We start from the raw sequence: 23,272 nt of genomic DNA, 5'->3' as shown, positions 1-23,272 counted from the left end.
GGCGACTAGCAACGCGCTCGGACAGATTACATCATTCCGCTGCGAGCTGCAGATTGTCCAAGATATAGCTTTTGCACACGAATATCACTTATTATTTCTTTTGGCGTGCCATGTGCTAGCACAGAGCCGTCATATATAACATAGCATCGCCCCACTAATTGCAGCATTTCGTGTACATTGTGATCTGTAATAAGTATGCCGATGCCTTTGTCTTTCAGCTTTGCAATTATTTGTTTAATTTCCTCGACAGCCAATGGATCAACACCAGCTAGCGGCTCATCCAACAGTATATATTTTGGATTGGAAGCAAGACAACGTGCAATTTCGACTCTTCTACGTTCTCCACCTGAGAGTACAGCGCCTCTAACGTTTCTTATATGTTCGAGTGAAAATTCAGTAAGCAATGACTCTAAAATCTTCTCTCTCTGAACTATGCTGGGCTCAGCAAATTCCAAAATTGCCATGATGTTTTCTGCGACTGTAAGGCCTACAAACACTGACGATTCTTGTGGAAGGTAACCAAGACCAAGCTGTGCCCTACGATAAATAGGGGCTTGTGTAACATTTTGCCCATCTATGAATACATCCCCTGAATCTGGGAGTATAAAGCCTGCTATAGTTAAGAAAGAAGTGGTCTTGCCAGCTCCATTTGGTCCCAGCAACCCAACTACCTCCGACTTACCAACATTGATATTTACATTCCTTACTATTTTCTTTCCATCATAACTTTTGGATATATGCTGAGCTGATAACATTTAATGTTGATACGGATATATACTTAATTTTTTTATTTTTTATTTCTTTTGCGTCTAAACTCATCCAGCGATACAACATTATCCATATTCCCACCATTATTATTCACGCTCAAATTTGAGTGAGGCACCTTATTGTCATCAGGGTAATGTAGATGTTGAACTGCAAGTGCGACATTTATATCATCTTCATTTTCCACTCCATTGTTTGCTTTAAACGTTGGATATAATGTTTGGTCAAACCCAGTTTGTGCAGAAAATTCTAAACAAAACTGTACGCTTGGATCAGCAAAAGTTGTCACAGCCGCAAATGGAACAACTATCTTTTCTGGTACTCCTCCAAAACTAAGGATTACCTCAAAATATCCTCTATGAACAGCTAAACCACGAAATTGATATTGAAGCACTATCATCATTTCATTAGGGTATTGATTGCGCAACCCTTCTGAAATCATAACACCGGGATGTTTCGTTAAGAAAGATATCATAAAATGATGATCTCCTATTAAGCCATGCTGCTCCACTATTTTCAGCGCTTTGTAAACTATGAAGTACATTGCTTCGTCAACCAGCTGGCTGTAATCTATTACTTTATCATTTATAGACATATCCCCCTCCTCTTGATAGCTATTTAAATTACTCACCTTGAGATTTTGTAAAGCCAGGAGCTCCAGAATACTCATATAAAGTGTGCGTCATAGCAATTCTAATTTTGCTTTCTAATAAATATCTTTGCAATTCTATTAAATCAAGTTCTGTTAGCTGAACGTTATCACTTGCAAAGAATCTTAACCTCATCATATAGCTGCCAGTATCTTCAACTTCTGCTTCGGGCCAAACTATCAGACCTCTTTGTGAGATTGTCTGAAGGCTAAGCACACTACTTGCAGCTTTTGCTATATCCGCCATCTTATTTACTCCAAGATCTGTATCTTGAATATATACGTCAATTCCAATTAGTTCCTGTGTTTCATTATGTGGCATTTGAGTCACAATGTTCACCTTAGCACTGTTGCTGGAAACTGCTGCACTTAGCTGCTTTGGTTCCCTGCCAAGACAGCGTACTACAGCTGCTGCAAACTTGCTAGTAGATACTTTCTCAGCACTAGTCTCTGAATCATATATATCGGCGGTGTGTATACCACTTTCTATCACATTTAGCCAGGCATTTCGTATTTTTGTTCCAACATCCATCTGCCCTAAGTACTCTAGCATTAAAATAGACGCATTCAAAAGACCAGAAGGGTTCGCGACATTACGCCCCGCTATATCAGGTGCAGAGCCATGTACAGCCTCAAACATCGCATAGTTTGTTCCTATATTTGCACTTCCTGCCATGCCAACAGAACCAGAAACCTCAGATGCAATATCTGATATAATATCACCATAAAGATTTAATGTTACTATTACATCAAAAATCTCAGGCTTAGCAGCAATTCTCGCCGAACCTATATCTATTATGTAATGGTCTGCTTCGATCTCTGGATATTCCTGAGCTATAGATTTGAAGAGAAGATGAAACGTCCCATCTGTCATCTTCATTATATTATCCTTACTCATGCATGTTACTTTCTTTCTTCCTGCACTTCTAGCATATTCGAATGCATATCGAATAATCTTCTGGCAACCTTGTATTGAAATCAGCTTCAAGCTTAGTAAGCTACTTTGTGTTGATCTATATTCTATGCCAGCATATAAATCTTCTTCATTTTCTCTAACAATCACAATATCCATCTTAGGATGTAAACTACGTACGAATGGATGATAAGAAACTACGGGTCTTACATTTGCAAACAACCCCAAGGATTTACGAAAAGTTACGTTCAAACTTTTGTAACCTTTTCCTTGAGGAGTTGTGATTGGAGCTTTCAATAATATTTTGTTTTTCTTGATCTTATTCCAAGCATCTTTTGAAATACCAGAAGAGATGCCACTATTATAAACATTCTCTCCGATTTCTACATATTCAAAATCTAGAGGTGCTCCTGCTGCCTCCAAAATTTGCAACACCGCTTCTGTAATTTCAGGGCCGACTCCATCACCCCTTGCGACAGTAATAGTAAGATTAGACATAATAGACTAAAGACCTCACAGACTTTTGCACCAGTAGTAAAATGCGTACTTCAAACTACGGCTGTCGTGGTATATAAGTAAGACACAAGCCCACAAAAGAAGCACAAGACTATCACGATGGTAGCTGATCTCAACATCACAATCAATGCATATTTAAAGAATGAACAGCAAATTAGCAAAGCATCCTGCTTAAAATATGCTCTAGAATGAGAAATCAAGCGATAAATTGAGAAACAAATTATTCCTCACTATGCGTACGCTCAAATTTCTCGTGTTTTTCTTGCGCTTCTATCGAAAGTGTTGCGACTGGTCTTGCTTCAAGACGTTTTAGTCCTATTGGCTTATCTGTTTCTTCGCAGTACCCATATTCCATGTTTTCTATTCTGAGAAGTGCATCATCTATCTTTGCTATAAGCTTCCTATATCTGTCTTTAGTACGGAGCTCAAGACCAGCGTCAGCCTCAACAGCGGCTCGATCATTAAAATCTGGATTGTTCCAATTCTCTTCCTTGAGATATGAAGCCGCATTCATCAACTCTTTCTGTAGAGCATCCTTCCATCCTAAAAGCTTCTGCCTGAAATATTCTAGCTGAAAGGGATTCATATACTCTTCGTCCTCGGACGGTTTGTAATTTTGTGGTAATTCCACGATTTGCTTCAACATTTTTCTTCACATTAAGGATATAATAAGAAATTAGCCATAAACAAGAAAGTTAGTGACAATATTTACCATAAAAGTTCTGCTAGATATAGTAATACCAGACACGAAACTATAGGTAACAGTCTAATTCACACAACATAGGCAATGGCAAAACTCTGTCCGAACAGAAATCTACCACATCTAATCTATAACAAGCCTTACTATTTTTGCAAGAGGTTAAGATGCAAACTAAGCAGCAAATGGTATTAACAGTATTAGGCAGTGCCGGCAAAGTGCCCAACTATTTGCATTCGCAATGCGAAATGGCTGAAGGCTGTGAGTGCATATTCTAATTTCCTGTTTTACTTTGCAATACAAAACTATTTTGATATAATGGATGCGCGTCTTATTTTAGATCACTAAAACAGCACATAATATGTGCATATACTAATTTGAGTTCCTTGGTGATGTTTTTAAAAAATCCACTCATAGAAAAACCTGTATACCTATCTTCATATAATAGGGATTTGCTCTATAGAATACCAAGAGCCCCGAGACGTGTGGCGCTTGGTATAGAAAGCACTGTTCTTCCATTTAATGGGATAGATATTTGGAACGCATATGAACTTTCATGGTTGAATATGAAAGGAAAACCTGAGGTCAGGATACTTGAATTTAGATATCCTGCTTCTTCTGAATTTATGCTAGAGTCAAAGTCTTTGAAGTTATACCTAAATTCTTTTCATTGTACGAATTTTAAAGATCAAGATGAAGTAATTTCGATAATAAAAAATGATTTAAGTTTAGCACTTTGTGTGGATATAGTAGTCTCTCTTTCTAAACTTAATACCAATATTGCTTTTTCAAATTTTTGTGGAACTTGCTTGGATGATATTGATGTTGCTTGCAATGCAAAATGTGTTACTCCAGACTATCTAAGCATTTCCGAAGAAGAGCAATGTATGGAGACTATATACTCTAATTTACTGAAGTCTAACTGTTATATAACAAATCAACCAGATTTTGGATCTATTCAAATTGCTTATAATGGAAAAAAAATAAATCATAAAGGATTGCTGCAGTATTTAATTTCTTACAGGAATCACAGTGAATTTCATGAGCAGTGCATAGAGCGAATATTTATGGATATAATGAAGTATTGCAAACCAAAATCTCTGACAATATATGCACGTTATACGCGACGAGGCGGAATAGATATTAACCCATTTAGAAGCACAGAATCTAATAATAACATTGGCAATTTAAGGCTAATCAGACAGTAGGCTATATTGTCTTTGTCTCATAACTCTAGATTCATATTGGGCGCAAGCAATTATGATGTAGCAGAAAAAGTTGTAAAATGCCAAAAACCTTATGGATTTTGTGAAAGTAGTATTTGCAAGTGTCGAACGAATTATATATCTGAAAATTAGCGTAGGGCAGTTTAAAAGCCAGTCCGCCAAAAATTTATTTGTATTCGTGCAGCAAATCGATCTTTTGACGGACAGATTTATTAAAGTGGTAATGCATGTTGAGTTCTAGTTGTTATAGAGTGATAAAGCTTGTTATGATGCTTTGTGATTCCAAGATATATCCCTATCGCAAATGCGAATGACAGCATAGAAGAACCACCATAACTAATAAATGGCAGCGTCATGCCTTTCGTTGGAAATAAATGTAGTGTCACGCCTATATTAAAAATAGACTGAATTGCAAAGTACATTAATATTCCAGTAGCAGAGTATATACGAAATAGATTATTGCTAAGTGTAAGACGCATAATGCCATGCAAAACTAAAATTGCGAATAACGCTAAGACTAAAAAACAAGAGAAAGAACCGAATTCTTCTCCCACAACTGCAAAAATGAAGTCTGTATGGGCATCCGGCAATACTAGCTTAACAGTTCCTTCACCTGGACCTTTGCCTAAAAATCCTCCTTGTATATAAGACTCAAGTGATTTTCCAATCTGATAATTTGTTCCAATGTCATCAGATAAAAAGCTTTCAATTCTCTTGCGCACATGCGGCAAAAACAAATATGCACCTGTTGCCATTAAACATAGGAGTATTGCACTTGAAATCAGTAGCGCAAGTGAAAGCCCAGCGACAAAAAACTGGCCCGCAGTTACAAGCGATATTGTCATTGCCATACCAAAATCAGGTTGCATTAATATAAGGCTTGCTATTATAAGGTGAATCGCGATGCAGAGCAGGAATTTCTTTTTCTGTGAAACATTGCACATTTCTGAAAGTAATATGGCAATAAATATACTATAGAACGGTTTCAATAACTCTGACGGTTGTGTAGATACACCAAATAGACTAATCCACCGTCTTGCTCCCTTTGCTTCATCACCAAGAAATAACACGGCAAATAGCAAAATCAAGGAAGCAAAAAAACCAAGTAGACACAGACGCTTTATTACGACTTCGTCCAACGTTGAAATAATAAGCATCACAATGCTTGAGATTATAACATAGCATATATGTCTATATACAAAGTAAAACGGAGGAAGACCAACTCTTTCTGCAACTGAAGGGCTTGCAGTTATTACTAGCACCAAGCCAACACTGATAATAACAAAAGTGATTATTAGGGATAGGCCATCTATCTGACGCCACCATTTACCTACTTGAGCTTCTCTTCTACTATACATCCTCTATATTCCTTATAACCACTTCAACTAAATGATTAATATCTAGCATAGATCAAGATTAATTCCAAAAACTCGAAAGAAATAGAAAATTAGATCTAATTTTCTGCTCTAATCAATACAAACCGCATTAACAGTTTACAACTCATTAATCGTTGTTCTAAGCCTTACGAAGGCAGTGAGGTTTTCTAAGGATAGCTACATGAACCTAAGAGAAAAACAGCGTTTTTATCAATAGAAAATGCACAATAAATAAGTGCATGAATTCAATACCTTAACTGCAACATCACTATACATAAGATTGTATAATTATTTTCGTGCATTTCAAGAAACTTTAGCATTTCTTGCTTGTGATAAAATATTACTATCTTTCCTTATAGCCTTGACTAATTATGAAATGATGCGCATATAAACAGCATTCTTGAGAAAGACTTTGATACAATATTTGAAATTTGTTTGGAAATAAAAGTTGTACATTTAGTATCCCCACTGTTTTTTACGCAGCAACAATATCAACATGCCAAGTATCGATATCATAAGAGCCATAGGTATGGTAGATAGTCCGTATAGCATGATGGTTACTTCTTCCATTCCACTGCCGCTTAGCTTATGTATTATGATTCCTATTGCACTATGAAAAACATAACCAAAAATCATTATAATCATATTCGCTACTGCAGAAGTTACGGTACCAAGGTTTTGTAAGGTAAAGTTTCGCACTTTGCCGACTATTAGAATTTGATATGCTGAGAAAAACCCTGCCACAAATAGCAGTATATGCATGAATGCCACATTTCCAACTCCCATGAATATCAGAATAAAACATACAAGCATAACACAGGCAGAAATTAGTATTATTCCATAGAAAGCATCTAACTTTTCAGCTATGTAAGTAAGCATAGGGCAGCCAAAACACATGCCTAAGAACATAAATGAAACAGCGGTACCAGCATCCTCTTTAGATAATCCACACAGCTCTTGTAAAAATTTTGGCCCCCAAGCATCAGCAAATCCTTCCATAGGACCTATCATCAAACCACCAAGGAAGCTTAAGTATAGAACTCTAGGATTTAAGAGCACTGATTTAAGCTCTGACAATACATTTGAATGAACTCTGGAGTTTATATCAACATTCTTAGGGATGCTAAAATATGTAAAAATCGCAAGTACCGCTCCAAATATGCAGAGTGCATTGATTACATTTTCAAATCCAAATTTTTGTAAAAGATATGAAATTGGCGTGCCTCCATTGATTGCTCCTATCAACCCTATAGTGACTGACATCCCTATCATTCTGCTGAACTTTTTTTCACCAAATCCTATATTTACGACTTTAAACAGCCCAAGCACGGAAGCAGATGATGCAATGCCAGTTATCAATCTGCCGATTACTGAATAAGTCCAATTATCAACATACACCAAAGGTAATAAGCCTGCGAAAGTAAGAATTATAAATACAGGAAGGACTTTTTTTGGTCCCATTCTATCAATTACGACACCAATTGGGAGATGTGCAAGTGTATACCCTATGTAGTAGATCCCGGAAAAATTACCTATTTCAAACGCGCCAATATTAAACTTTGCCGTTAAATCATCTAGAACAGTACCAGTAAAAACTCGTAGTACATATTGATAAGCGTAGAATGCAGTTAAAAAGAACCACATCATCCATGCTATAAGTGGAGTGCACATATTTTTTATCAATTACATAATGCTAAAATGTTTATCAGATGAGCTAACCAGAAAAAATAAACTCTTCTCAAAAATTACTATTCCTTGAAGAATGTTACTTATAAACTCATCATGAAAATAGGAGGTCAATCATATTACTTTATTTTTCAAACATCAAGCAAATTTAGTTTGCACAATGCTTGGCATTGCTAACCAAGAATAGATTTTGCTTTTAAATTCGCGTATATGTATACTGCCTTGATAGTAAGTTATATTGGAAGCATTGTATATGTTAAGTTGTAAGCATTGTGGCAGCATAGGAAGCACAAAGAATGGCTATATTAAAGGTCGTCAGAGGTATAAGTGCCTAGAGTGTAAAAAGAGCTATAAGTCTGGAGATATGAGAGTAAAGTACAGCCTTAATAAAAAGATGAAGGTTGTTAGTATGTATCTGGAGGGAGTTGGAATTAGATCAATCGAGAGATTAGAAAAGGTCTCGAGTTCACTTATAATAAAGTGGATTAGAAAATTCTCAAAGCTTCTAAAACAAAGGCTGAATGATGTTACGATACCTGAGGATGCCAAGCAAATCTCAATTATTGAGCTGGATGAGCTTTTTAGTTATTGCCAAAAAAAACTAACAAAGTCTACATTTGGCTTGCTGTTGATAGGGACAGAAATAAAGTTGTTGATTTTGAAGTGAGCATTGTCAGGGATTTTGCATCCTATCTTCCGATTGCCATGCGATTACAAAGTAGCTACGAGATAGAGATATCATGCAGTGACCATTACGACGTTTATGAAAAATTTAGGATTGCTAAAAAACACTATTCTACTAAGGCAGAAACGTCTTTAGTGGAATCATTCAACTCATTAATACGGCACTATTTAGCCAGGTTTCATCGTAAAACCAAACGTTACAGTAAGGCCATAGATATGATCTATAACTCTATCCTAATGCTTTTTAATAAAGACTTGCTGATATCTATCTTTAGTTAGCAATGCCCAATGCTTATCTTGACAAAATAGAGAAAATAATTCACAATCTGATATTTACTAAACTACATGACTTCACTTTTGAAGCGTAGTGGTATTTTATTTAATCAATGTTTAATATGTCCAAGGAATCACTTATAGAACTAAAGGGAAGAGTTATGCAGATGCTTCCAAACGCAACATTTCGCGTTGAGTTGGAAAATGGGCACCAAATAGTCGCTTATACTTCTGGTAAGATGAGAAAAAATCGAATAAAAGTTCTTGTTGGTGATGAAGTAACAGTTGAAATGAACCTTTATGACCTGACTAAGGGGCGGATAATGCATAGAAAAACAGAACACAGTTTCACAAGTCCTGACAGCAGCAATCATTCAACCAACTATGCAAGCAGTAACAACACTAGCAGCTAAGTGATTATAGCAATAATTTAAATTATATTTAAGCAATGCTTGTTTTTTACTAACAACTTGGGCTATACCTAATACAACAAGCTCGTGTACAAGAACCTTATTCATAATGTTAGTGATCGATATAGATGCAGGCAGTGCCTAGTATAAGGAATCAACAAATGCTCTTTTAATCGCATGCACTTGTGCTAAAGAATCAAAGAGAATATAAGACGGAGTATAATAAATGTCTTGGGTATATTTGATAATCGCTGGAATGTTAGAGATTGTCTTTGCTGTCTCGTTAAAGTTGATGGATGGACATAAAAATCTTTTATGGTCTGCTCTTTTTTATATCTCAATGGTTCTGAGCTTTGTCTTCCTTTCTTTTGCTATGCGCAGCATTCCTGCAGGCACAGCGTATGCTATATGGACAGGTATAGGGACGGCTGGCGTTGCAACTGTTGGCATCTGTTTTTTAGGGGAGCCATTTGCTATAGCAAGAGTCGCTTGTTTGGTTCTATTGGTTGTTTCAATAATAGGATTAAAACTTGCGTCTTAAATTAGCGCATCTTTTATTGTTATAGCACTTGCGCTCAAGTAATTAGCCGCGCAAGGGATTTGAAGTGCATGATTTTTTAGAGTGCCAGTTAATTTCTGAGTCAAATACTTATATATTATTTGCGAAGAAATTAACGAGGTAATACTTGAAAATTAGGCCAAAGGAGTATGCGAAAGTGACTTTGCCGGCAGTGGCATAGTTGTATGTGATTTTTGAGAAAGCAGAGGAAACTTTTGTTGTGTAGTTTTGCGGTATATTTGATGGCACTCTGGGATGCTTTTGATCAAGAATGGTGAGCTTATATTGAAGAAGTTCTCAAATATAGACAAGCTCGTTCCAAATAAAGGACAGATGATATTGCTCACAGGCGGTATTGCATCAGGAAAAACTTTCACTCTAAATTTTCTTAAAAACTGCGGGTTTGCTACTTTCAATACAGACGCTGCAACAAAAAGCATTACACAGTCTGATGCGCGCGCTATTGAAGAGGTGCTGGAGAATTTTCCGGAATGTAGAATTCCAGGAGATAATAAATCACAGTGCAAGCATTTTATAATAGATAGAGCAAAGCTTTCTGATGTGGTGTTTGCGAATTCAGCCAAAAGACAGCAACTTGAGAATATAGTCTATAAGTATATCAGATCTGCAAGGGCAGACTTTATTAGAAAGGTAAAACAGGAGTACGGCGTTTCTAAATCCATAGTTATAGAGATTCCGATGCTGTTTGAAAAACTTAAGATTTCTCCTGAACAATTTTATCCGATTTTTGCATTTGCAGAACGCTGTTTTATAGTATCTACCATATCAAGTATGGAGGCAAGATACGAAAGAGTCATGCAGCGAAAGAATATGACAAAAGAAAAATTTCATGCTACAGTCATGGTGCAAGTGTCAGATGATTACAGAGCAAATTTCTCGGATTATTTAGTGTCTACTGTGGGTACTGTATCTGGAACTCAACTATCAATTAGAGGCATTGTACAATTGTGAACAATTTGAGAGAAGTGGTGCTAGACACTGAGACTACAGGGCTTAGCGCAAAGGATGGGCATAGGATTATAGAAATTGGTTGTGTTGAATTAATAAACAGAGTGAAGACTGGCAAAACCTTCCATGCATATATAAATCCACAAAGACCTGTTGCGCCAAACGCTTTTGAAGTGCATGGAATATCAGATGAATTTTTAGCTGATAAACCTTTGTTTAAATCTGTCGTGAGTTCTTTTTTGAACTTTATAGGGAATAGCTCACTTATCATCCATAATGCGTTGTTTGATATGCAGTTTTTGAATAATGAACTGGCAATTATGGCATTTCCAACTCTACCTATGCATAGAGCTATTGATACACTGGTAATAGCAAAGAAGAAATTTCCTGGTTCTCAGTATAGCCTTGATGCACTTTGCCGCAGATTCAACATTAGTTTGCATACGCGAGAGAAGCATAGCGCACTTGTAGATTCTGAGCTCCTTGCTATGGTTTATCTTAGAATGCTTGCTCCGGAGCAGTCTATAATGCAGCTGCGCGCGAGAAGTGATTATTCTGCTCATGAGCAGAATACTGGTCGTACTGGTACTCGTCATAAGAGACACTTTAAAGTTAGTGACTTAGAACTTAGCGAGCATAGAGAATTACTTAGTAAGATTAAAAACCATATATATGGCAGTGATTGATATGACTACTTAACATCACCGCTTGATTATAAGCCTGAGGCAAAAAGAAGATGCTCTATTCTTAGAAGCGGGATTAGAAGAGGAGCTTTGTATTCAAGATGCCATAATATACATAATTTATAAAATCATTATTATATTTCTTCAGAAGATATATTTATTTTAGATAAAAATGGTAAGCGTTTTATACAGTGCAAGTAATACTTTGCAGAAGGCAGTAGGGGTTTATGCGATCTAAGCAGCCTAGTGAGTGTAATGATGTATGTGCTTTTAAAATGAAAGTCCTACTTAAAGGCTTTGCTTTTGCGCAGGCGTTCTACTATAAATTTATTTCATGTTATGGTATATACAGAAACGATTTCAATCCATTCATATCTGATTGCAGAATGGTGCGCAGGGAACTTGAGGGAGCGCTTACAAAATTAATGGGGAAGCATGAAAAAAGGTAACTACCACAGAAGTAGGTTTGGTCAGGGTTATAAGCAGAATCACCAAGATTTCTCTATATTACCACCACTAGCTTTGCTAGAAAATTACGAAGAAATGGCTCCAGGAATTACGCAAAAGCTTATGGATATGATGCAGAGCGAACAAGCAAATAGGCATAAAAGGCAAGAGCTCTACTTTAAAAACAAGAGCAATGTAATCAGATTTGGTCAGTTTTGTCATTTGATTGTCGCAATGATGATACTTATTACCACTGTTGTGCTTAGCAAATTTAATCTCTATCTTGCTGCGCTTGTTGTTATAGCTGGGTTTAGCTTTTTGCTACTTGTGCATATAAAAGCTATGAAGTACTATCCTTCTGACTCAGAGAGACGTAAGCATATTAGAAATAGTTCTAGTGAACGGAAAACGGCTTAAACCGCAAGTAGTTTTTATGAATGAAAAAGTACTAACCTTTGGGTGTCGCCTTAATATCTACGAAAGCGAACTAATCAGGAAACATTTATCTAGTCTAAAAGCTGGAGATGATGTCTTGGTTATGAATAGCTGCGCTGTCACAGCTGAAGCTGAGAGGCAACTACGACAAGCTATCAGAAAAGCTCATAAAGAAAACCCTGATTTAAAGATCGTTGTAACAGGCTGTGCTGCACAGCTTGACCCTCTTAAATACGCAGCGATGCCCGGTGTTTTACGTGTTATAGGGAACCAGGAGAAGTTAAGCGTAGAATCTTATAAGAATCTTAGTTCTGATGGCAATGATACTATAGCACAAGCACAAAAAATTTCTGTTAATGATATAATGTCAGTTAGTGATACTGCTTTGCATCTAATAGATGGTTTCGAAAATAATGTTAGAGGCTTTTTACAAATTCAAAATGGTTGCAACCACAGATGTACATTTTGTATTATACCATATGCAAGAGGAAATAGTAGAAGTGTACCAGTAACAGATATAATTGATCAGGCTAAGATCTTGGTTGATAGGGGATACAATGAGATAGTATTAACAGGGGTTGATATTACTGATTACGGTAATGATTTACCTGAAAAGCTTAGTTTAGGAGTTGCAGTTAAATCACTTTTAGATGGAGTTCCCAATTTGCAAAGGCTGAGATTATCTTCGATAGACGTAGCTGAAGTAGATGAAGAGCTAATCAAACTCTTTGCTTCAGATTCCAGAATGATGCCAAATATTCATTTGAGTCTGCAATCTGGAGACGACATGGTATTAAAGAGAATGAAACGACGCCATTTACGAGAAGATATAAAAAACTTCTACTACAAAATTAAGGAATTGAGACCTGAAATAACATTTGGCGCAGATATTATAGCTGGCTTTCCTACAGAAAGTGATCTGATGTTTCAGAATACTTATGATCTATTATCTGAACTCGATATTATTTTTATGCATGTATTTCCATATTCGGAACGCCAAAATACTCCTGCTAGCAGAATGCCACAAGTAGCAAAAGAAGTCAGGAGAGAGAGAGCAAAAGCTCTAAGATCGCTTTGTAATACGAAAGTGCTCAATCATTATAAAAACAGTGTACGAAAACGAGCAAAAGTATTGATTGAAAAAAATGGAGCTGGAAGAGCTGAAGACTTCTCTCAGGTGCGTATTGCTGGCGCGGAATCAAAAAATCGTGATTTAATTGGGAAAGTACTCCAAATATCTCTTACGGAACTCAGTTCTGACGGAGTATTACTTGGGAATATTGTATAAATATCACTCTGATAAAGAGTATATACTTATGAAAGCTATAGTTTAGCGCTATATTTAATAGCATAATTAACAAGTAAGAAAATTACTGCTATCGCTATAAGGTAATATGCAGGCGCATGCGGCCCAAATTTCTCAGCAAAAATGGTTTCTATACCAGGCGCTGTTCCACCAAATAAAGCATTGCCTATATTCCAACTAAAAGCAACACCAGAATATCTAAGTGAAGGGGTAAAATGTTGTATAGCATATGGATAGGCCGGGGCAGATACTGCAGCTGCCAGTATGCTAATCCCGAAAGTTCCAAGCAATACATGTGCTGCGTCTTGATGACTAAGCAATAAGAATATTGGCAGAGCTGTAAAAATCACAGCATAGCAACTAATATGCAGAAATCTGGAATAGCCTATTTTGTCCGCAGCAAGACCAAACACAGGCAATATAATTATAAAAGTTAACACTGCAAGAGAAGTAAGATATAAAGCTTCAAGATGAGTGTAATGTGTATATTCAACAAAAAACACTGCAAGATATCCACGAATAGTATAAGCAACAGACGTTGCAACACCCCCTATGCAAGCTACTATCCATATTCTACGCCATTTTTTCCGCAATACCTCTATTATTGGAACTACTGCGTTTTTATTAGTTCTAGCCCTAAATGCAGGAGTTTCATCTATGCTATGCCTTAGATAAAGACCAGACAGCCCCATTACCCCGCCAAAGAGAAAGCAATACCTCCAGCTAAAGTCATCATTGCCAAAGAAATGAGTGACAATTAAGCCAATAAATGTTGCAAAGAGTGTTCCAATCATGTTAGAAGCCATAACAAGACTTCCAATAAGTCCAGGTTTATACCCATCAAGATGTTCTAAAATAAAAATAGCAGAGCCTGCACCTTCACCACCAATACATACACCCTGTATTAGTCTTATTAGCACAAGCAAGAACGGCGCAAATATCCCTATTTTTTCATAAGAAGGAAGTAACCCTATACAAAAAGTAGCAAAAGCCATACCAAGAATAGAGGCTGTTAATGCTGTCTTTCTGCCGATCTTATCTCCTATATGTCCAAAAATGACTCCACCAAGCGGTCGCATTAAAAAACCAAATGCGAATATAGCGAAAGCTAAAAGCAATTGTATGAACGGATCGTGTGCAGGAAAAAATAATCTCCCTATTGTTGGCACAAATACAGCATAAATACCAAAATCGTAATATTCAATTATGTTGCCAACTATTGCCGAACCAACTATCTTATGTTTACGCATCCAAACCCAATAATCACTAATGTGAATAATCTTTCACTTTACTCATCAAAATTAACATCTACAATGCTAGAACCTTAAATAACAAAGTAGTATCATTTTCCTGCTCTAAAACCGATAAAATAATTAGTATAATAGCTTATTTGAACACATGTGATACGCGTTATCTTTGTCGTTTATATAGAAATCCTCAAACTTTGCTTGAGATCAATTATAAAATTGCAATTAAGATAAGGTACAATGAAATCTTAGCATTTAAATTTATAGCACTAGTAAAAAATCAAAAAAGTTAACACTAGTAGCAATACTATGAGATTCTAGTCTCCATAAATTATTTTGTCCATAGCAATCAACCTAATGAAGCTGTATAATGCAGTGTTTTTCATATATTTTTAGCAATTTATTTTGAAACGCAAAAATTGCTTCAGTTGCTTTAAGAAACTCAATCATCAACTTGTGAAGCGGAACACTGCTGCTAGAGCAGAATAATCATTCAACTTAATTCAGCTCTATTTTCTAAAATATTATGACATACAATCAAATTTCACATTACAGTGTGCAAATTTTCCTGATTCATAAATATACTCGTCATACTTTTCAAAATTGGCACCTTTAGAATGTTCCTTATATATTTTGTATACACATACATCCATATTCTTCTTAGCTTTTATACATATAACAAATACCAACTCTTCATTTATCAGAAATATGGCAGTGCTGGTGAAGTCATTCTGCAGATCTCAAATCTCATCTTAAATTTTCTAAAAAATACACAGCAAATATATGCTGTTATTTGTGAGAGCTGGTATTACTTCGTTAATTTCTTCGTAAATATATATAATATATGACTCAGAAATGAACTGATTCTCTAAAAAATATGCCTTTCAAATTCATGCGCGTGCACTTACTTAAGCCAGTGCCATAGCATATCACTTGTCTTTCTCTATCTTTGCCATCTTTTTTTTCATCTTTATTCGCTCTCTTCTCTTTCTATGCACTTCTTCAATAGCAAGCGCTTTACGTTCACTTTCCTGTGTAAAGCCTTTTTTCTTGGCTTCAGACTGAATAAGGTATAAACCACCAAATATTATCAAACAATAACCAATGATTGAATATTTATCTGGGACTTCACCGAGAAACATAAACCCTAATACGCCAGTAAAAATCAATCTTAGATAATCAAAAGGCATCACAATAGAAACATCAGCAAATTTAAATGCTTTAAATAGGGCGACAACATGAATGATATGAAAAATTGATAAAAAAGCTATATACTTAAGATGTGCAAACTCAAGAGGTTGCCAGACTTTGAGCGCGAGCTGGAATGATAGTATGGAGCCTACAAGCATCGTATAAAACAATTGAGGTTTTGTCCGCTCAGTTTTGCCTAAAATCTTGATCGCCACATTATTTATAGCCCAAAATACTAGAGCTAAGAACAGGTATATATAGTGATTATTGAATTCTTGAAATCCTGGCTTAATTACAAACAATACTCCTACAACACCAAATGTAATCAACACCACTTTTGCAAATGTAAGCCTTTCTTTGAAATATAATACGCCAGCAGTTAGGACCAAGGCATTTTCCAGATATGCAACAGCCGCCGCGTCCATTGCTTCAACCTTTGAAAGCCCATAGAAAAAACAAAGAGAGCCCAGCACACTGAATGTGCCCCTAGTTATATGTACTCCTAAACGAGTGGTACGAAGATTATTAATAAATCCACCTTTCATACACCAAGGTATTACAGCGATCAAAATGCTGAATTTATATAAGAAAGCTACTTGCTTAGGTGGAATATCATGCATTAGGTTCTTCGCAGCAATATACAATGCAGCCATTGAGGCTGCGTGCAACACCATCAGAAGAACGCCTGATATTGTGTTACCAAGCTTAAAATTGCGGATTTTACTATACATATTTTGATTTGCTCGCGAATTAAGTAACCCGGACGGCGGAATTATAACAGCGCTAAATGCGAATTGCAATAGCAACTCACATTTAAATAATATTTTTTCAATTTTTTTGAAATAAAAACTTCATTTTTTAATCTTCACACCGTACAACTCCAGCCTATGATCAACAAGCTTATACCCAAGGTTTCTTGCTATCGATACCTTTAATTCTTCAAGATTGCAATCATAAAACTCTATAATTTCACCAGTCTCTACATCCACTAAGTGATGATGATGTTCTCTTTCGCTTGTATTATCAATAGGTTCATACCTTGACTTGCTATCTTTTATTTCCAGCTTTTGAACTGCACCGCATTCTTCAAATACATTCATCGTTCTATAAACTGTCGTTAAGCTGATATTAGGATACATCTTGTGGGCCCTTTTGTGAATCTCATCTATATCTGGATGGTCTTTTGACTCTAATAAAACTTTGGCAACCACCATCCTCTGCTGCGTCATCTTAATGCCGCTTGCTATACATATGCGCTCTATGCTGGATATTTTCTTCTTTTTCATAAAAAGTTTTTACATGCATGTATCTAAGTAAGAAAAAGCATAAACCATTTACTAATATGATGCTATATCCTATTCTTCAGCTTACGCAACAACTTAACTAATAAATCTTATCACAAAGATCTGTATTAGACGTTATAATACTTGCGCCATCATCAAATGGAGTATTGCCTACTATATTGCGCACCACTCCTCCAGCTTCACGTATTAATAATAGCCCAGCTGCTATATCCCAAGGCTTCAGTTTTGAGTATACAGCCATATCAAGTCTACCACAAGCAACATACGCAAGATCCAGTGCAATCGATCCTGAAATCCTCATTTTTACGTGATTTTCTTGTAATTTATTTAAAATAAGCTGTATATCGTCAGATCTCAGTTGCGTGATGCTGCTAATTCCACACAACGTTGCCAAGAAATTTGGTCTCATCCCAACACGCATTCTAGATTGTTGACCAATATAATTGATATGATAAGCTCCTTTCCCCTTTTCTGCCCAGTAAGACTCATGCAAGAAAGGACAGTGAATCACAGCAGAAACTATCTCCTTTGCAGATGAAGCAGCTGCCGTTCTTTCAAGTGCGATGGAAATGCAAAAATTTGGGTTGCCATGCATAAAATTCACTGTTCCATCAATTGGATCGACTATCCACCTGTAAGCTGCTGCAGCGCTATCTTCACTACTATTGCTGTGCATCTCACCTGTTTCCTCGAGCAGAAAAGAGCAACCTGGCTTTAGACGTCCGAGCTCTGATACGAGCAACTCTTCGGTTTTGACATCTGCCTGAGTGACAAAATCAGATAAACCCTTTTTAGAGATCTGCAACTTCTCTAATTCTGAAAAGTCGCGTATCAATCTCACGGAAGCTTTACTGCAAGCCTTTAAAATTCCAGATATTATAGGTGGATATGTTTGAGTCATGATAGAGGCACGTCATCAGATCCTGATCTTTTACTAGACTCAGCTTTTTGCTTCACAACACCATATACAGCATTAAGCTCTGTCTGCGTACAAAGTCCAAGTATCACTGGATCTTTAGCCTTTATATTTTGGGAATTCCAGTGTGTTTTATTCTTTACAGATTGTATAGTAGACTTTGTTGTTCCAATTAGCTTCACTATTTGAGCTTCGGTTAATTCTGGGCAATTCTTCAGCAGCCACATCACAGCGTCAGGTTTGCTATTTCTCTTTGCCACAGGAGTATATTTGCTCTTCCTCTTTTGCTGTGAAATAATATTCTGCATATCAGCCAGCAATCTAAGTCTTAGTGTGCTATCGTTTTGACAACGTAATATCTCGTCTTTCTCGAGCTGTCCCATCGTTACTGGATCAACACCTATTATACCCTTGGCAACATCTCCATCGGCTATTCCAGTCACTTCAGCCACATGCAAGTGGCAGAAATCTGCTATTTGTTCGAAAGTGAGCGTAGTATTTTGTATCAACCACACAGCAGTGGCCTTTGGCATTAAAGGTGCTATCATTTCACTATTCTTTTATTTATTAACAAATGCCACCAATTATTAAAGTGTGCTTGGTGTGAATTATAGCATAGCATGTCATGCATTGTCAAAATCACACATGTAGCATGTGCTACTTTCTTTTTATGACTAAAATCTATCTTATAGCTTTGCTTCATCTCTTGAAAAATGCTTTTCAATTCATAATTGGCACATTCTTTTGTAGCATAACAATTTATAATATGCATGTTATAGCGATAAAAGAGACGTTATATAGCGCTTTAGTTATATATTGGAGAGTTTTCACAATTAGATAGAAGTATGATATGATCACTTTTTTAAAAACTAAAGAGTGATTTTATGGTTTGTTGTAATGGATGTTGCTCTGATATCTTTGTAAAGAATGGCATTGTGAGGGGTGTACAGCGTTATAAGTGCAGATCATGTTCTAAATTTTGTTGAGGGCGATCTGGGCAAGAAGCCTCAAACAGCTGTTAAGAAAGCATTATGCGTTATGCTATATAGTCTTGGTAATGGCTCTTTTTCTATGTTATGCAAGATATTATGGCATTCGCCGTCCATAATTTATCGCTGGGTAGTAGAGGCGATGGGCAAGACTCAGGAGCCAGTTGTCTCTTCGGATATTATGGAGATGGAATTCGACGAGATGTGGCATTTTATTGGTTCAAAAAAAACAAGCTTTGGATCATTAAGGCAGTTGATCGTAGTATAAGGAGAACAGTTGCCTGGGTTACAGGCAATCGTGATACTGCAACATTCCAAAAGCTCTACAAAAAGTGAGTCATCTGAAAGAATGTCATTTTTATACGGATGATTGGGATGCTTTTTCTAAAATTTTACCCAAAGAGCGTCATACAATTGGAAAGTCTGGCACAGTATGTATCGAGAGAGATAATAGCAACACGCGACATCATTTATGCCGAATGACACGGCGCACTAAAATCGTTTCTAAAAAAGAGTCAATGGTATACGGATCCATCAAGCTTTGGTGCGCTCTTACTATTACACAAATATTCAAACAATATCAAGAACAGCTCTTATCTATCTTTATGTGAAAACTCTCTTATATTGATTGACCTTTAAAGACATGCTCTATTTATTCAAATAATTCTATTTCTTCTGTTAAGGCATAATTATTTTTTCTTATTTTTTCTTTTATAGCCAATACAACTTGGTCTATTACTCCAAGGTTTTTGAGTATCACTCCGCCAAGTTGTAGACCCGTTTCAATTGTAGTTGGTACAGTCTCAGAGGCCCCTAATTTTTTGATACCTTTGCTATGCTTGAGATCTTCAACTCTACTTACTAATGTGAGATTTTTATAATTCGCATGTATATTCTTTGTGGATTTGCGAATAGAAACTTTATCACTCATTGTCAAAATCACAGCTGCAGCCCTATCTGCCCCTATTGCTTTTAATGTATCTGAATCACTTAAGTCACCGTGATATACTGGAAAGCCTTCTGACCTTGCTCTTCTTGCAAGCATAGCATTACTGTCAACTGCTATGTAGCTAATTTGTTCTTGCTGCAGCATATAGGCAACAACTCGACCAACTCTGCCAAATCCTGCTATCACTACATGCTCACTTAAATCGCTAACACCTTTAAACTCTTGATTCCCATCAAACGATTCTTGCGTATCAAGGTGTTCCTCAATCTTATTCCCTATTATAGAAAGTAGAGGTGTAACTGCCATAGTGATTGCAACTGCCATCAGAAGGAACTGCCCTGTACTTTGATCTATCGATCCTTGTTTTACAGCTAGACCAAACAATATGAAAGCAAATTCACTTCCTTGTGAGAGCAATAATGCAGCATGCAGCGAAAGTCCTAGACGCATTCTGAAAAGCATGCATAGCATTAGCATAATAATAAATTTTATCGATATCAGTGCGCCAGAAAATAATAAAACGCCACGTAGATGTTCTACAATAAACCTCCAATCTATAGACATCCCAACACTCAAGAAGAAAAGACTCATAAATAAGCCTTGAAACGGCATTATACTATCCTCAACCCTATTTCTATACTCTGTTTCTGCAATCAAGAGACCAGCTATAAAAGCTCCCATAGCTGTGGAAAGACCAAGTTCACTAGTAATCCAAGCGGCTCCTAGAACTATTAACAGAGTAGTTGTGACATATACTTCATCTGTTTTTACAGATGCTATCAAAGAAAAAAACGGCCGCAGAAAAAGTCTGCCACAAACCGTTATAACAAGTATCGCACCAAGAGCTTTCAATCCTGCAATCTCTATTGTAAACAGAATATTTCCCTCTTGTTTTCCGAGGATGGGTAGTATGGCAAGCAGAGGCACAACTGCAAAATCTTGCATCAGTAACACAGCAAGAGATAGCCTTCCTACTGAAGTTGCCTGTTTTCCACCTTCTGCCAGTACTTTTAATATGATTGCAGTAGAAGATAGCGAAAGCGCAGCGGAGATCACTATTGCGACATAGAAATCTATCTTAACCCAACTACTCAATATAAAATGGAATATAGCTATCAATATAGTGGTCGTTAAAATAAGCTGTAACCCTCCAAAACCGAACACATGCAAGCGCATCTTAATTAATCTTTCAACTGTCAACTCAAGACCAATGACAAATAAAAGAAATACAACACCAAATTCAGCAAGTGCAGCAGCATAGGAAGGCTCTGCTATTAAATTAAATCCGTGTTCTCCAATCATCGCACCGACGATTAGGTAACCAAGTACAGGACTAATTTTTAACCTATGCAATAAAACAACCACAAAAATTGATGCGCACAGTAAACGTAATACATCTGGCAAATATCCGAGATCATGCATATTTAAATCTATTTAAATAAAAAATAAAAAAACTGAGAACCAATCATGTCATCTAGTTAGTCGCTTGCATCATAACTATTGAAGTCCAGGATTTATCTTGGCTGCAAGCAATTATGATGCATATAAATCCAGCAGAAAAAGTGGCAAAATTGCCAAAAACCTTATGGATTTTGTTAAGTAGTATTTGCTAAGTGCAGGATAAATTAATATATCCGAAAATTAGCGCAGCAAATTGATTTTTGACGAACAGACTAGTTAATAAAAAAAAGTAAGTAATACCTGTAATGAACCTAGTGCTAGAATACATTACGTTTGGCGAATTACTACATCTAAAATTTTCTTTGCAAAAAATGAGAAATAATTATTACAAATGCACAAGTGCTTTTATACACATTATAATACTTTTCAAAATTGCGCCGTCAAAATGCTTCTTATGTATTTACGTATACACATATGCTATCATTCTTCTTAGCTTCTTTTGAATATGGGCTAATAAACATTAATTCTTCATTTGCCTGAGGCATATCTCCAACATTTATGCATCTTATTTGAACAGAATTTTACATTAGACCTCTTGCATAACCTCATTCTGAGGTAGAAATTCTTATAGAGTAGATTTTTGCAAAACGTCACCAAACAATGATCCACGTGAGTGTTTTTATGTTTTAGTGACAATCAAATCACAGTTTGGAACAGGTTATGCAAGAGGTCTATTCTATTTCAGTATAACATAATAATCTTTATGACTCTATTAGACGACTGCAAAATATCGAAGGCTGACTTACAAAAAAATAATAATATACGAAATAGAGCGTAAGTCTAGAAATCATGATTTGACTGAAATTTCTTCTTATTATGATAACGCAAGTTACAAATTATTTTATAATTAAGTCCCTAGTCTCAATATGTGTAAAATCGAGTAAAGATCGAGCTTCCTAAAGTTTTTGAAATATAAAATTCATACTATTTTTGCAGTGAGTAGATATGTTTGTAGCTAACACTAACTTATTTGTATTACTAAAAAATCTATCATACACTCTGGTTATAAGTAATATGAAAGACAAAATATTGAATTTGAAAAGCAATTACAAGATATTTAATGAGTTTAATGCATTTGATTGAAAATTCATTTGCTCTTATGAGTAGTCATTAAAAAAATTGACCACGCATCTTGGTATAGAAATAGCACAATTAATAAATTTGTTTCAGATGCGACTTGAAATCGTAATGTCATCTTACTATATAGCAAAATATCAAGAAACAATACTATTTCAGGCGAGGTAAAAGAATATGAAAATCAAAGTGAGACCATTGCACGATAAGCTGCTTGTGCAAAGAGTTGAGCAGGAAACTAAGACTGCTGGCGGAATAATCATACCGGACACAGCTCAAGAAAAACCTATGCAAGGGAAGGTGTGCGCTGTTGGAAGTGGTACTAGAGATGAATCAGGCAAAATTCATCCGCTAGATGTGAAGGTCGGAGATAAAGTTTTGTTCGCTAAATGGGGCGGAACAGAGATAAAGATCGACGGAGTTGAGTATCTTGTACTCAAAGAGTCAGATGTGCTTGCTATTATTGAAGAGTAATTTACAAGTTTTTGACTAAATTTTGCTACAATTGTGGCTTAGAAGACTTAGATGGTAAAAATAACTACTTTGT

General features: G+C 36.2%; 26 protein-coding genes. 13 read left to right on the top strand and 13 right to left on the bottom strand.

All coding sequences use genetic code 11. The annotated features are described in order from the left end of the window. Positions 1-26: 26 nt before the first annotated feature. From lptB to dksA, 4 genes are all read right to left on the bottom strand, one after another. The gene (gene lptB, locus AACK98_RS00315; RefSeq protein ID WP_339041404.1) at positions 27-755 is read right to left on the bottom strand and encodes an LPS export ABC transporter ATP-binding protein; all 729 of its coding nucleotides are present in this window, start codon (positions 753-755) and stop codon (positions 27-29) included. Between the two features lie 32 nt (positions 756-787). Further along, on the bottom strand, positions 788-1,396 hold the full coding sequence (locus AACK98_RS00310; RefSeq protein WP_339041402.1) for an SspB family protein: 609 nt from the start codon (positions 1,394-1,396) through the stop codon (positions 788-790). Then, positions 1,389-2,825 (bottom strand): NADP-dependent isocitrate dehydrogenase, encoded by a 1,437-nt coding sequence (locus tag AACK98_RS00305; RefSeq protein WP_339041400.1) that lies wholly within the window; start codon positions 2,823-2,825, stop codon positions 1,389-1,391. The genes AACK98_RS00310 and AACK98_RS00305 overlap by 8 nt, the downstream gene beginning before the upstream one ends. Before the next feature lie 238 nt (positions 2,826-3,063). Beyond that, on the bottom strand, positions 3,064-3,486 hold the full coding sequence (gene dksA, locus AACK98_RS00300) for an RNA polymerase-binding protein DksA (protein ID WP_339042718.1): 423 nt from the start codon (positions 3,484-3,486) through the stop codon (positions 3,064-3,066). Between the two features lie 446 nt (positions 3,487-3,932). Between dksA and queF the strand changes: the two genes are divergently transcribed. Further along, complete coding sequence (gene queF, locus AACK98_RS00295; RefSeq protein ID WP_339042716.1) at positions 3,933-4,748, top strand: NADPH-dependent 7-cyano-7-deazaguanine reductase QueF; 816 nt, start codon at positions 3,933-3,935, stop codon at positions 4,746-4,748. Between the two features lie 230 nt (positions 4,749-4,978). On the opposite strand, the gene AACK98_RS00290 is transcribed toward queF, so the two are convergent. After that, positions 4,979-6,124, bottom strand: coding sequence for a putative peptidoglycan glycosyltransferase FtsW (locus tag AACK98_RS00290; RefSeq protein ID WP_339041398.1), 1,146 nt, complete (start codon positions 6,122-6,124; stop codon positions 4,979-4,981). Between the two features lie 474 nt (positions 6,125-6,598). Further along, positions 6,599-7,825, bottom strand: a complete 1,227-nt coding sequence (locus tag AACK98_RS00285) for an MFS transporter (RefSeq protein ID WP_339041396.1) — start codon at positions 7,823-7,825, stop codon at positions 6,599-6,601. Positions 7,826-8,081: 256 nt separating this feature from the next. Between AACK98_RS00285 and AACK98_RS00280 the strand changes: the two genes are divergently transcribed. From AACK98_RS00280 to infA, 3 genes are all read left to right on the top strand, one after another. Further along, positions 8,082-8,495, top strand: coding sequence for a hypothetical protein (locus AACK98_RS00280; RefSeq protein WP_339040857.1), 414 nt, complete (start codon positions 8,082-8,084; stop codon positions 8,493-8,495). After that, entirely contained in the window at positions 8,417-8,791 is a 375-nt protein-coding gene (locus AACK98_RS00275; protein WP_339040222.1) for an IS1 family transposase, read from the top strand. Before AACK98_RS00280 ends, AACK98_RS00275 begins: the two co-directional genes overlap by 79 nt. Positions 8,792-8,907: 116 nt before the next feature. Further along, positions 8,908-9,198 carry a translation initiation factor IF-1 gene (gene infA, locus AACK98_RS00270; RefSeq protein ID WP_339042714.1) on the top strand — a complete coding sequence of 97 codons (291 nt, stop codon included), beginning with the start codon at positions 8,908-8,910 and terminating at the stop codon, positions 9,196-9,198. Here infA and AACK98_RS00265 read toward each other — a convergent pair. Next, on the bottom strand, positions 9,160-9,303 hold the full coding sequence (locus tag AACK98_RS00265) for a hypothetical protein (protein WP_339042725.1): 144 nt from the start codon (positions 9,301-9,303) through the stop codon (positions 9,160-9,162). The genes infA and AACK98_RS00265 overlap by 39 nt on opposite strands. Before the next feature lie 118 nt (positions 9,304-9,421). On the opposite strand from AACK98_RS00265, the gene AACK98_RS00260 reads away from it, so the two are divergent. The 5 genes from AACK98_RS00260 (at position 9,422) to mtaB (ending at position 13,576) form a co-directional block, all read left to right on the top strand. Further along, entirely contained in the window at positions 9,422-9,736 is a 315-nt protein-coding gene (locus tag AACK98_RS00260) for a multidrug efflux SMR transporter (RefSeq protein ID WP_339041394.1), read from the top strand. Positions 9,737-10,009: 273 nt separating this feature from the next. Beyond that, positions 10,010-10,726 carry a dephospho-CoA kinase gene (gene coaE, locus AACK98_RS00255; RefSeq protein WP_339041392.1) on the top strand — a complete coding sequence of 239 codons (717 nt, stop codon included), beginning with the start codon at positions 10,010-10,012 and terminating at the stop codon, positions 10,724-10,726. After that, a complete protein-coding gene (gene dnaQ, locus AACK98_RS00250) occupies positions 10,720-11,409 on the top strand; it encodes a DNA polymerase III subunit epsilon (RefSeq protein WP_339042711.1) in 690 nt (229 codons plus the stop codon). The genes coaE and dnaQ overlap by 7 nt, the downstream gene beginning before the upstream one ends. 432 nt (positions 11,410-11,841) lie before the next feature. After that, positions 11,842-12,270, top strand: a complete 429-nt coding sequence (locus tag AACK98_RS00245) for a DUF2335 domain-containing protein (protein ID WP_339041390.1) — start codon at positions 11,842-11,844, stop codon at positions 12,268-12,270. 16 nt (positions 12,271-12,286) lie between these two features. Beyond that, entirely contained in the window at positions 12,287-13,576 is a 1,290-nt protein-coding gene (mtaB, locus tag AACK98_RS00240; protein WP_339041388.1) for a tRNA (N(6)-L-threonylcarbamoyladenosine(37)-C(2))-methylthiotransferase MtaB, read from the top strand. A 35-nt stretch (positions 13,577-13,611) separates the two neighbouring features. On the opposite strand, the gene AACK98_RS00235 is transcribed toward mtaB, so the two are convergent. The 5 genes from AACK98_RS00235 to AACK98_RS00215 all read right to left on the bottom strand — a co-directional run bounded on the left by AACK98_RS00235 (position 13,612) and on the right by AACK98_RS00215 (position 18,785). Continuing rightward, on the bottom strand, positions 13,612-14,844 hold the full coding sequence (locus AACK98_RS00235; protein ID WP_339041385.1) for an MFS transporter: 1,233 nt from the start codon (positions 14,842-14,844) through the stop codon (positions 13,612-13,614). Between the two features lie 926 nt (positions 14,845-15,770). Next, complete coding sequence (locus AACK98_RS00230) at positions 15,771-16,763, bottom strand: DMT family transporter (protein ID WP_339041383.1); 993 nt, start codon at positions 16,761-16,763, stop codon at positions 15,771-15,773. Between the two features lie 120 nt (positions 16,764-16,883). Next, positions 16,884-17,318 (bottom strand): transcriptional repressor, encoded by a 435-nt coding sequence (locus AACK98_RS00225; RefSeq protein WP_339041381.1) that lies wholly within the window; start codon positions 17,316-17,318, stop codon positions 16,884-16,886. 97 nt (positions 17,319-17,415) lie between these two features. After that, on the bottom strand, positions 17,416-18,237 hold the full coding sequence (locus tag AACK98_RS00220) for an inositol monophosphatase (RefSeq protein WP_339041379.1): 822 nt from the start codon (positions 18,235-18,237) through the stop codon (positions 17,416-17,418). Then, positions 18,234-18,785: a cell cycle transcriptional regulator TrcR gene (locus AACK98_RS00215; protein ID WP_339041377.1), complete on the bottom strand. Its 552-nt coding sequence runs from the start codon at positions 18,783-18,785 to the stop codon at positions 18,234-18,236. The genes AACK98_RS00220 and AACK98_RS00215 overlap by 4 nt, the downstream gene beginning before the upstream one ends. 409 nt (positions 18,786-19,194) lie before the next feature. Here AACK98_RS00215 and AACK98_RS00210 point away from each other — a divergent pair, with 409 nt between their 5' ends. The 3 genes from AACK98_RS00210 to AACK98_RS00200 are packed head-to-tail and all read left to right on the top strand — an operon-like array spanning position 19,195 to position 19,852. Next, complete coding sequence (locus AACK98_RS00210; protein ID WP_339041375.1) at positions 19,195-19,509, top strand: hypothetical protein; 315 nt, start codon at positions 19,195-19,197, stop codon at positions 19,507-19,509. Continuing rightward, entirely contained in the window at positions 19,446-19,577 is a 132-nt protein-coding gene (locus AACK98_RS00205; protein WP_339041373.1) for a hypothetical protein, read from the top strand. The genes AACK98_RS00210 and AACK98_RS00205 overlap by 64 nt, the downstream gene beginning before the upstream one ends. After that, positions 19,574-19,852 (top strand): IS1 family transposase, encoded by a 279-nt coding sequence (locus AACK98_RS00200; RefSeq protein ID WP_339040346.1) that lies wholly within the window; start codon positions 19,574-19,576, stop codon positions 19,850-19,852. Before AACK98_RS00205 ends, AACK98_RS00200 begins: the two co-directional genes overlap by 4 nt. 41 nt (positions 19,853-19,893) lie before the next feature. On the opposite strand, the gene AACK98_RS00195 is transcribed toward AACK98_RS00200, so the two are convergent. Beyond that, positions 19,894-21,555: a cation:proton antiporter gene (locus AACK98_RS00195; protein WP_410519909.1), complete on the bottom strand. Its 1,662-nt coding sequence runs from the start codon at positions 21,553-21,555 to the stop codon at positions 19,894-19,896. Positions 21,556-22,902: 1,347 nt separating this feature from the next. Between AACK98_RS00195 and groES the strand changes: the two genes are divergently transcribed. Beyond that, positions 22,903-23,199: a co-chaperone GroES gene (groES, locus tag AACK98_RS00190; RefSeq protein WP_410519910.1), complete on the top strand. Its 297-nt coding sequence runs from the start codon at positions 22,903-22,905 to the stop codon at positions 23,197-23,199. Positions 23,200-23,272: the final 73 nt, after the last annotated feature.

It is taken from the genome of Candidatus Lariskella endosymbiont of Hedychridium roseum (assembly GCF_964020185.1).
Lineage (GTDB): Bacteria > Pseudomonadota > Alphaproteobacteria > Rickettsiales > Midichloriaceae > Lariskella.
This window is presented reverse-complemented; position numbering and strand designations above follow the sequence as displayed.

What these genes read in the sequence shown, in the direction of transcription:
- lptB (WP_339041404.1), bottom strand. Translation starts at nt 755, where the DNA reads ATGTTATCAGCTCAGCATATATCCAAAAGTTATGATGGAAAGAAAATA.
- AACK98_RS00305 (WP_339041400.1), bottom strand. Translation starts at nt 2,825, where the DNA reads ATGTCTAATCTTACTATTACTGTCGCAAGGGGTGATGGAGTCGGCCCT.
- queF (WP_339042716.1), top strand. Translation starts at nt 3,933, where the DNA reads ATGTTTTTAAAAAATCCACTCATAGAAAAACCTGTATACCTATCTTCA.
- AACK98_RS00290 (WP_339041398.1), bottom strand. Translation starts at nt 6,124, where the DNA reads ATGTATAGTAGAAGAGAAGCTCAAGTAGGTAAATGGTGGCGTCAGATA.
- AACK98_RS00280 (WP_339040857.1), top strand. Translation starts at nt 8,082, where the DNA reads ATGTTAAGTTGTAAGCATTGTGGCAGCATAGGAAGCACAAAGAATGGC.
- infA (WP_339042714.1), top strand. Translation starts at nt 8,908, where the DNA reads ATGTCCAAGGAATCACTTATAGAACTAAAGGGAAGAGTTATGCAGATG.
- AACK98_RS00265 (WP_339042725.1), bottom strand. Translation starts at nt 9,303, where the DNA reads ATGAATAAGGTTCTTGTACACGAGCTTGTTGTATTAGGTATAGCCCAA.
- AACK98_RS00260 (WP_339041394.1), top strand. Translation starts at nt 9,422, where the DNA reads ATGTCTTGGGTATATTTGATAATCGCTGGAATGTTAGAGATTGTCTTT.
- coaE (WP_339041392.1), top strand. Translation starts at nt 10,010, where the DNA reads ATGCTTTTGATCAAGAATGGTGAGCTTATATTGAAGAAGTTCTCAAAT.
- AACK98_RS00245 (WP_339041390.1), top strand. Translation starts at nt 11,842, where the DNA reads ATGAAAAAAGGTAACTACCACAGAAGTAGGTTTGGTCAGGGTTATAAG.
- mtaB (WP_339041388.1), top strand. Translation starts at nt 12,287, where the DNA reads ATGAATGAAAAAGTACTAACCTTTGGGTGTCGCCTTAATATCTACGAA.
- AACK98_RS00235 (WP_339041385.1), bottom strand. Translation starts at nt 14,844, where the DNA reads ATGCGTAAACATAAGATAGTTGGTTCGGCAATAGTTGGCAACATAATT.
- AACK98_RS00230 (WP_339041383.1), bottom strand. Translation starts at nt 16,763, where the DNA reads ATGTATAGTAAAATCCGCAATTTTAAGCTTGGTAACACAATATCAGGC.
- AACK98_RS00225 (WP_339041381.1), bottom strand. Translation starts at nt 17,318, where the DNA reads ATGAAAAAGAAGAAAATATCCAGCATAGAGCGCATATGTATAGCAAGC.
- AACK98_RS00220 (WP_339041379.1), bottom strand. Translation starts at nt 18,237, where the DNA reads ATGACTCAAACATATCCACCTATAATATCTGGAATTTTAAAGGCTTGC.
- AACK98_RS00215 (WP_339041377.1), bottom strand. Translation starts at nt 18,785, where the DNA reads ATGCCAAAGGCCACTGCTGTGTGGTTGATACAAAATACTACGCTCACT.
- groES (WP_410519910.1), top strand. Translation starts at nt 22,903, where the DNA reads ATGAAAATCAAAGTGAGACCATTGCACGATAAGCTGCTTGTGCAAAGA.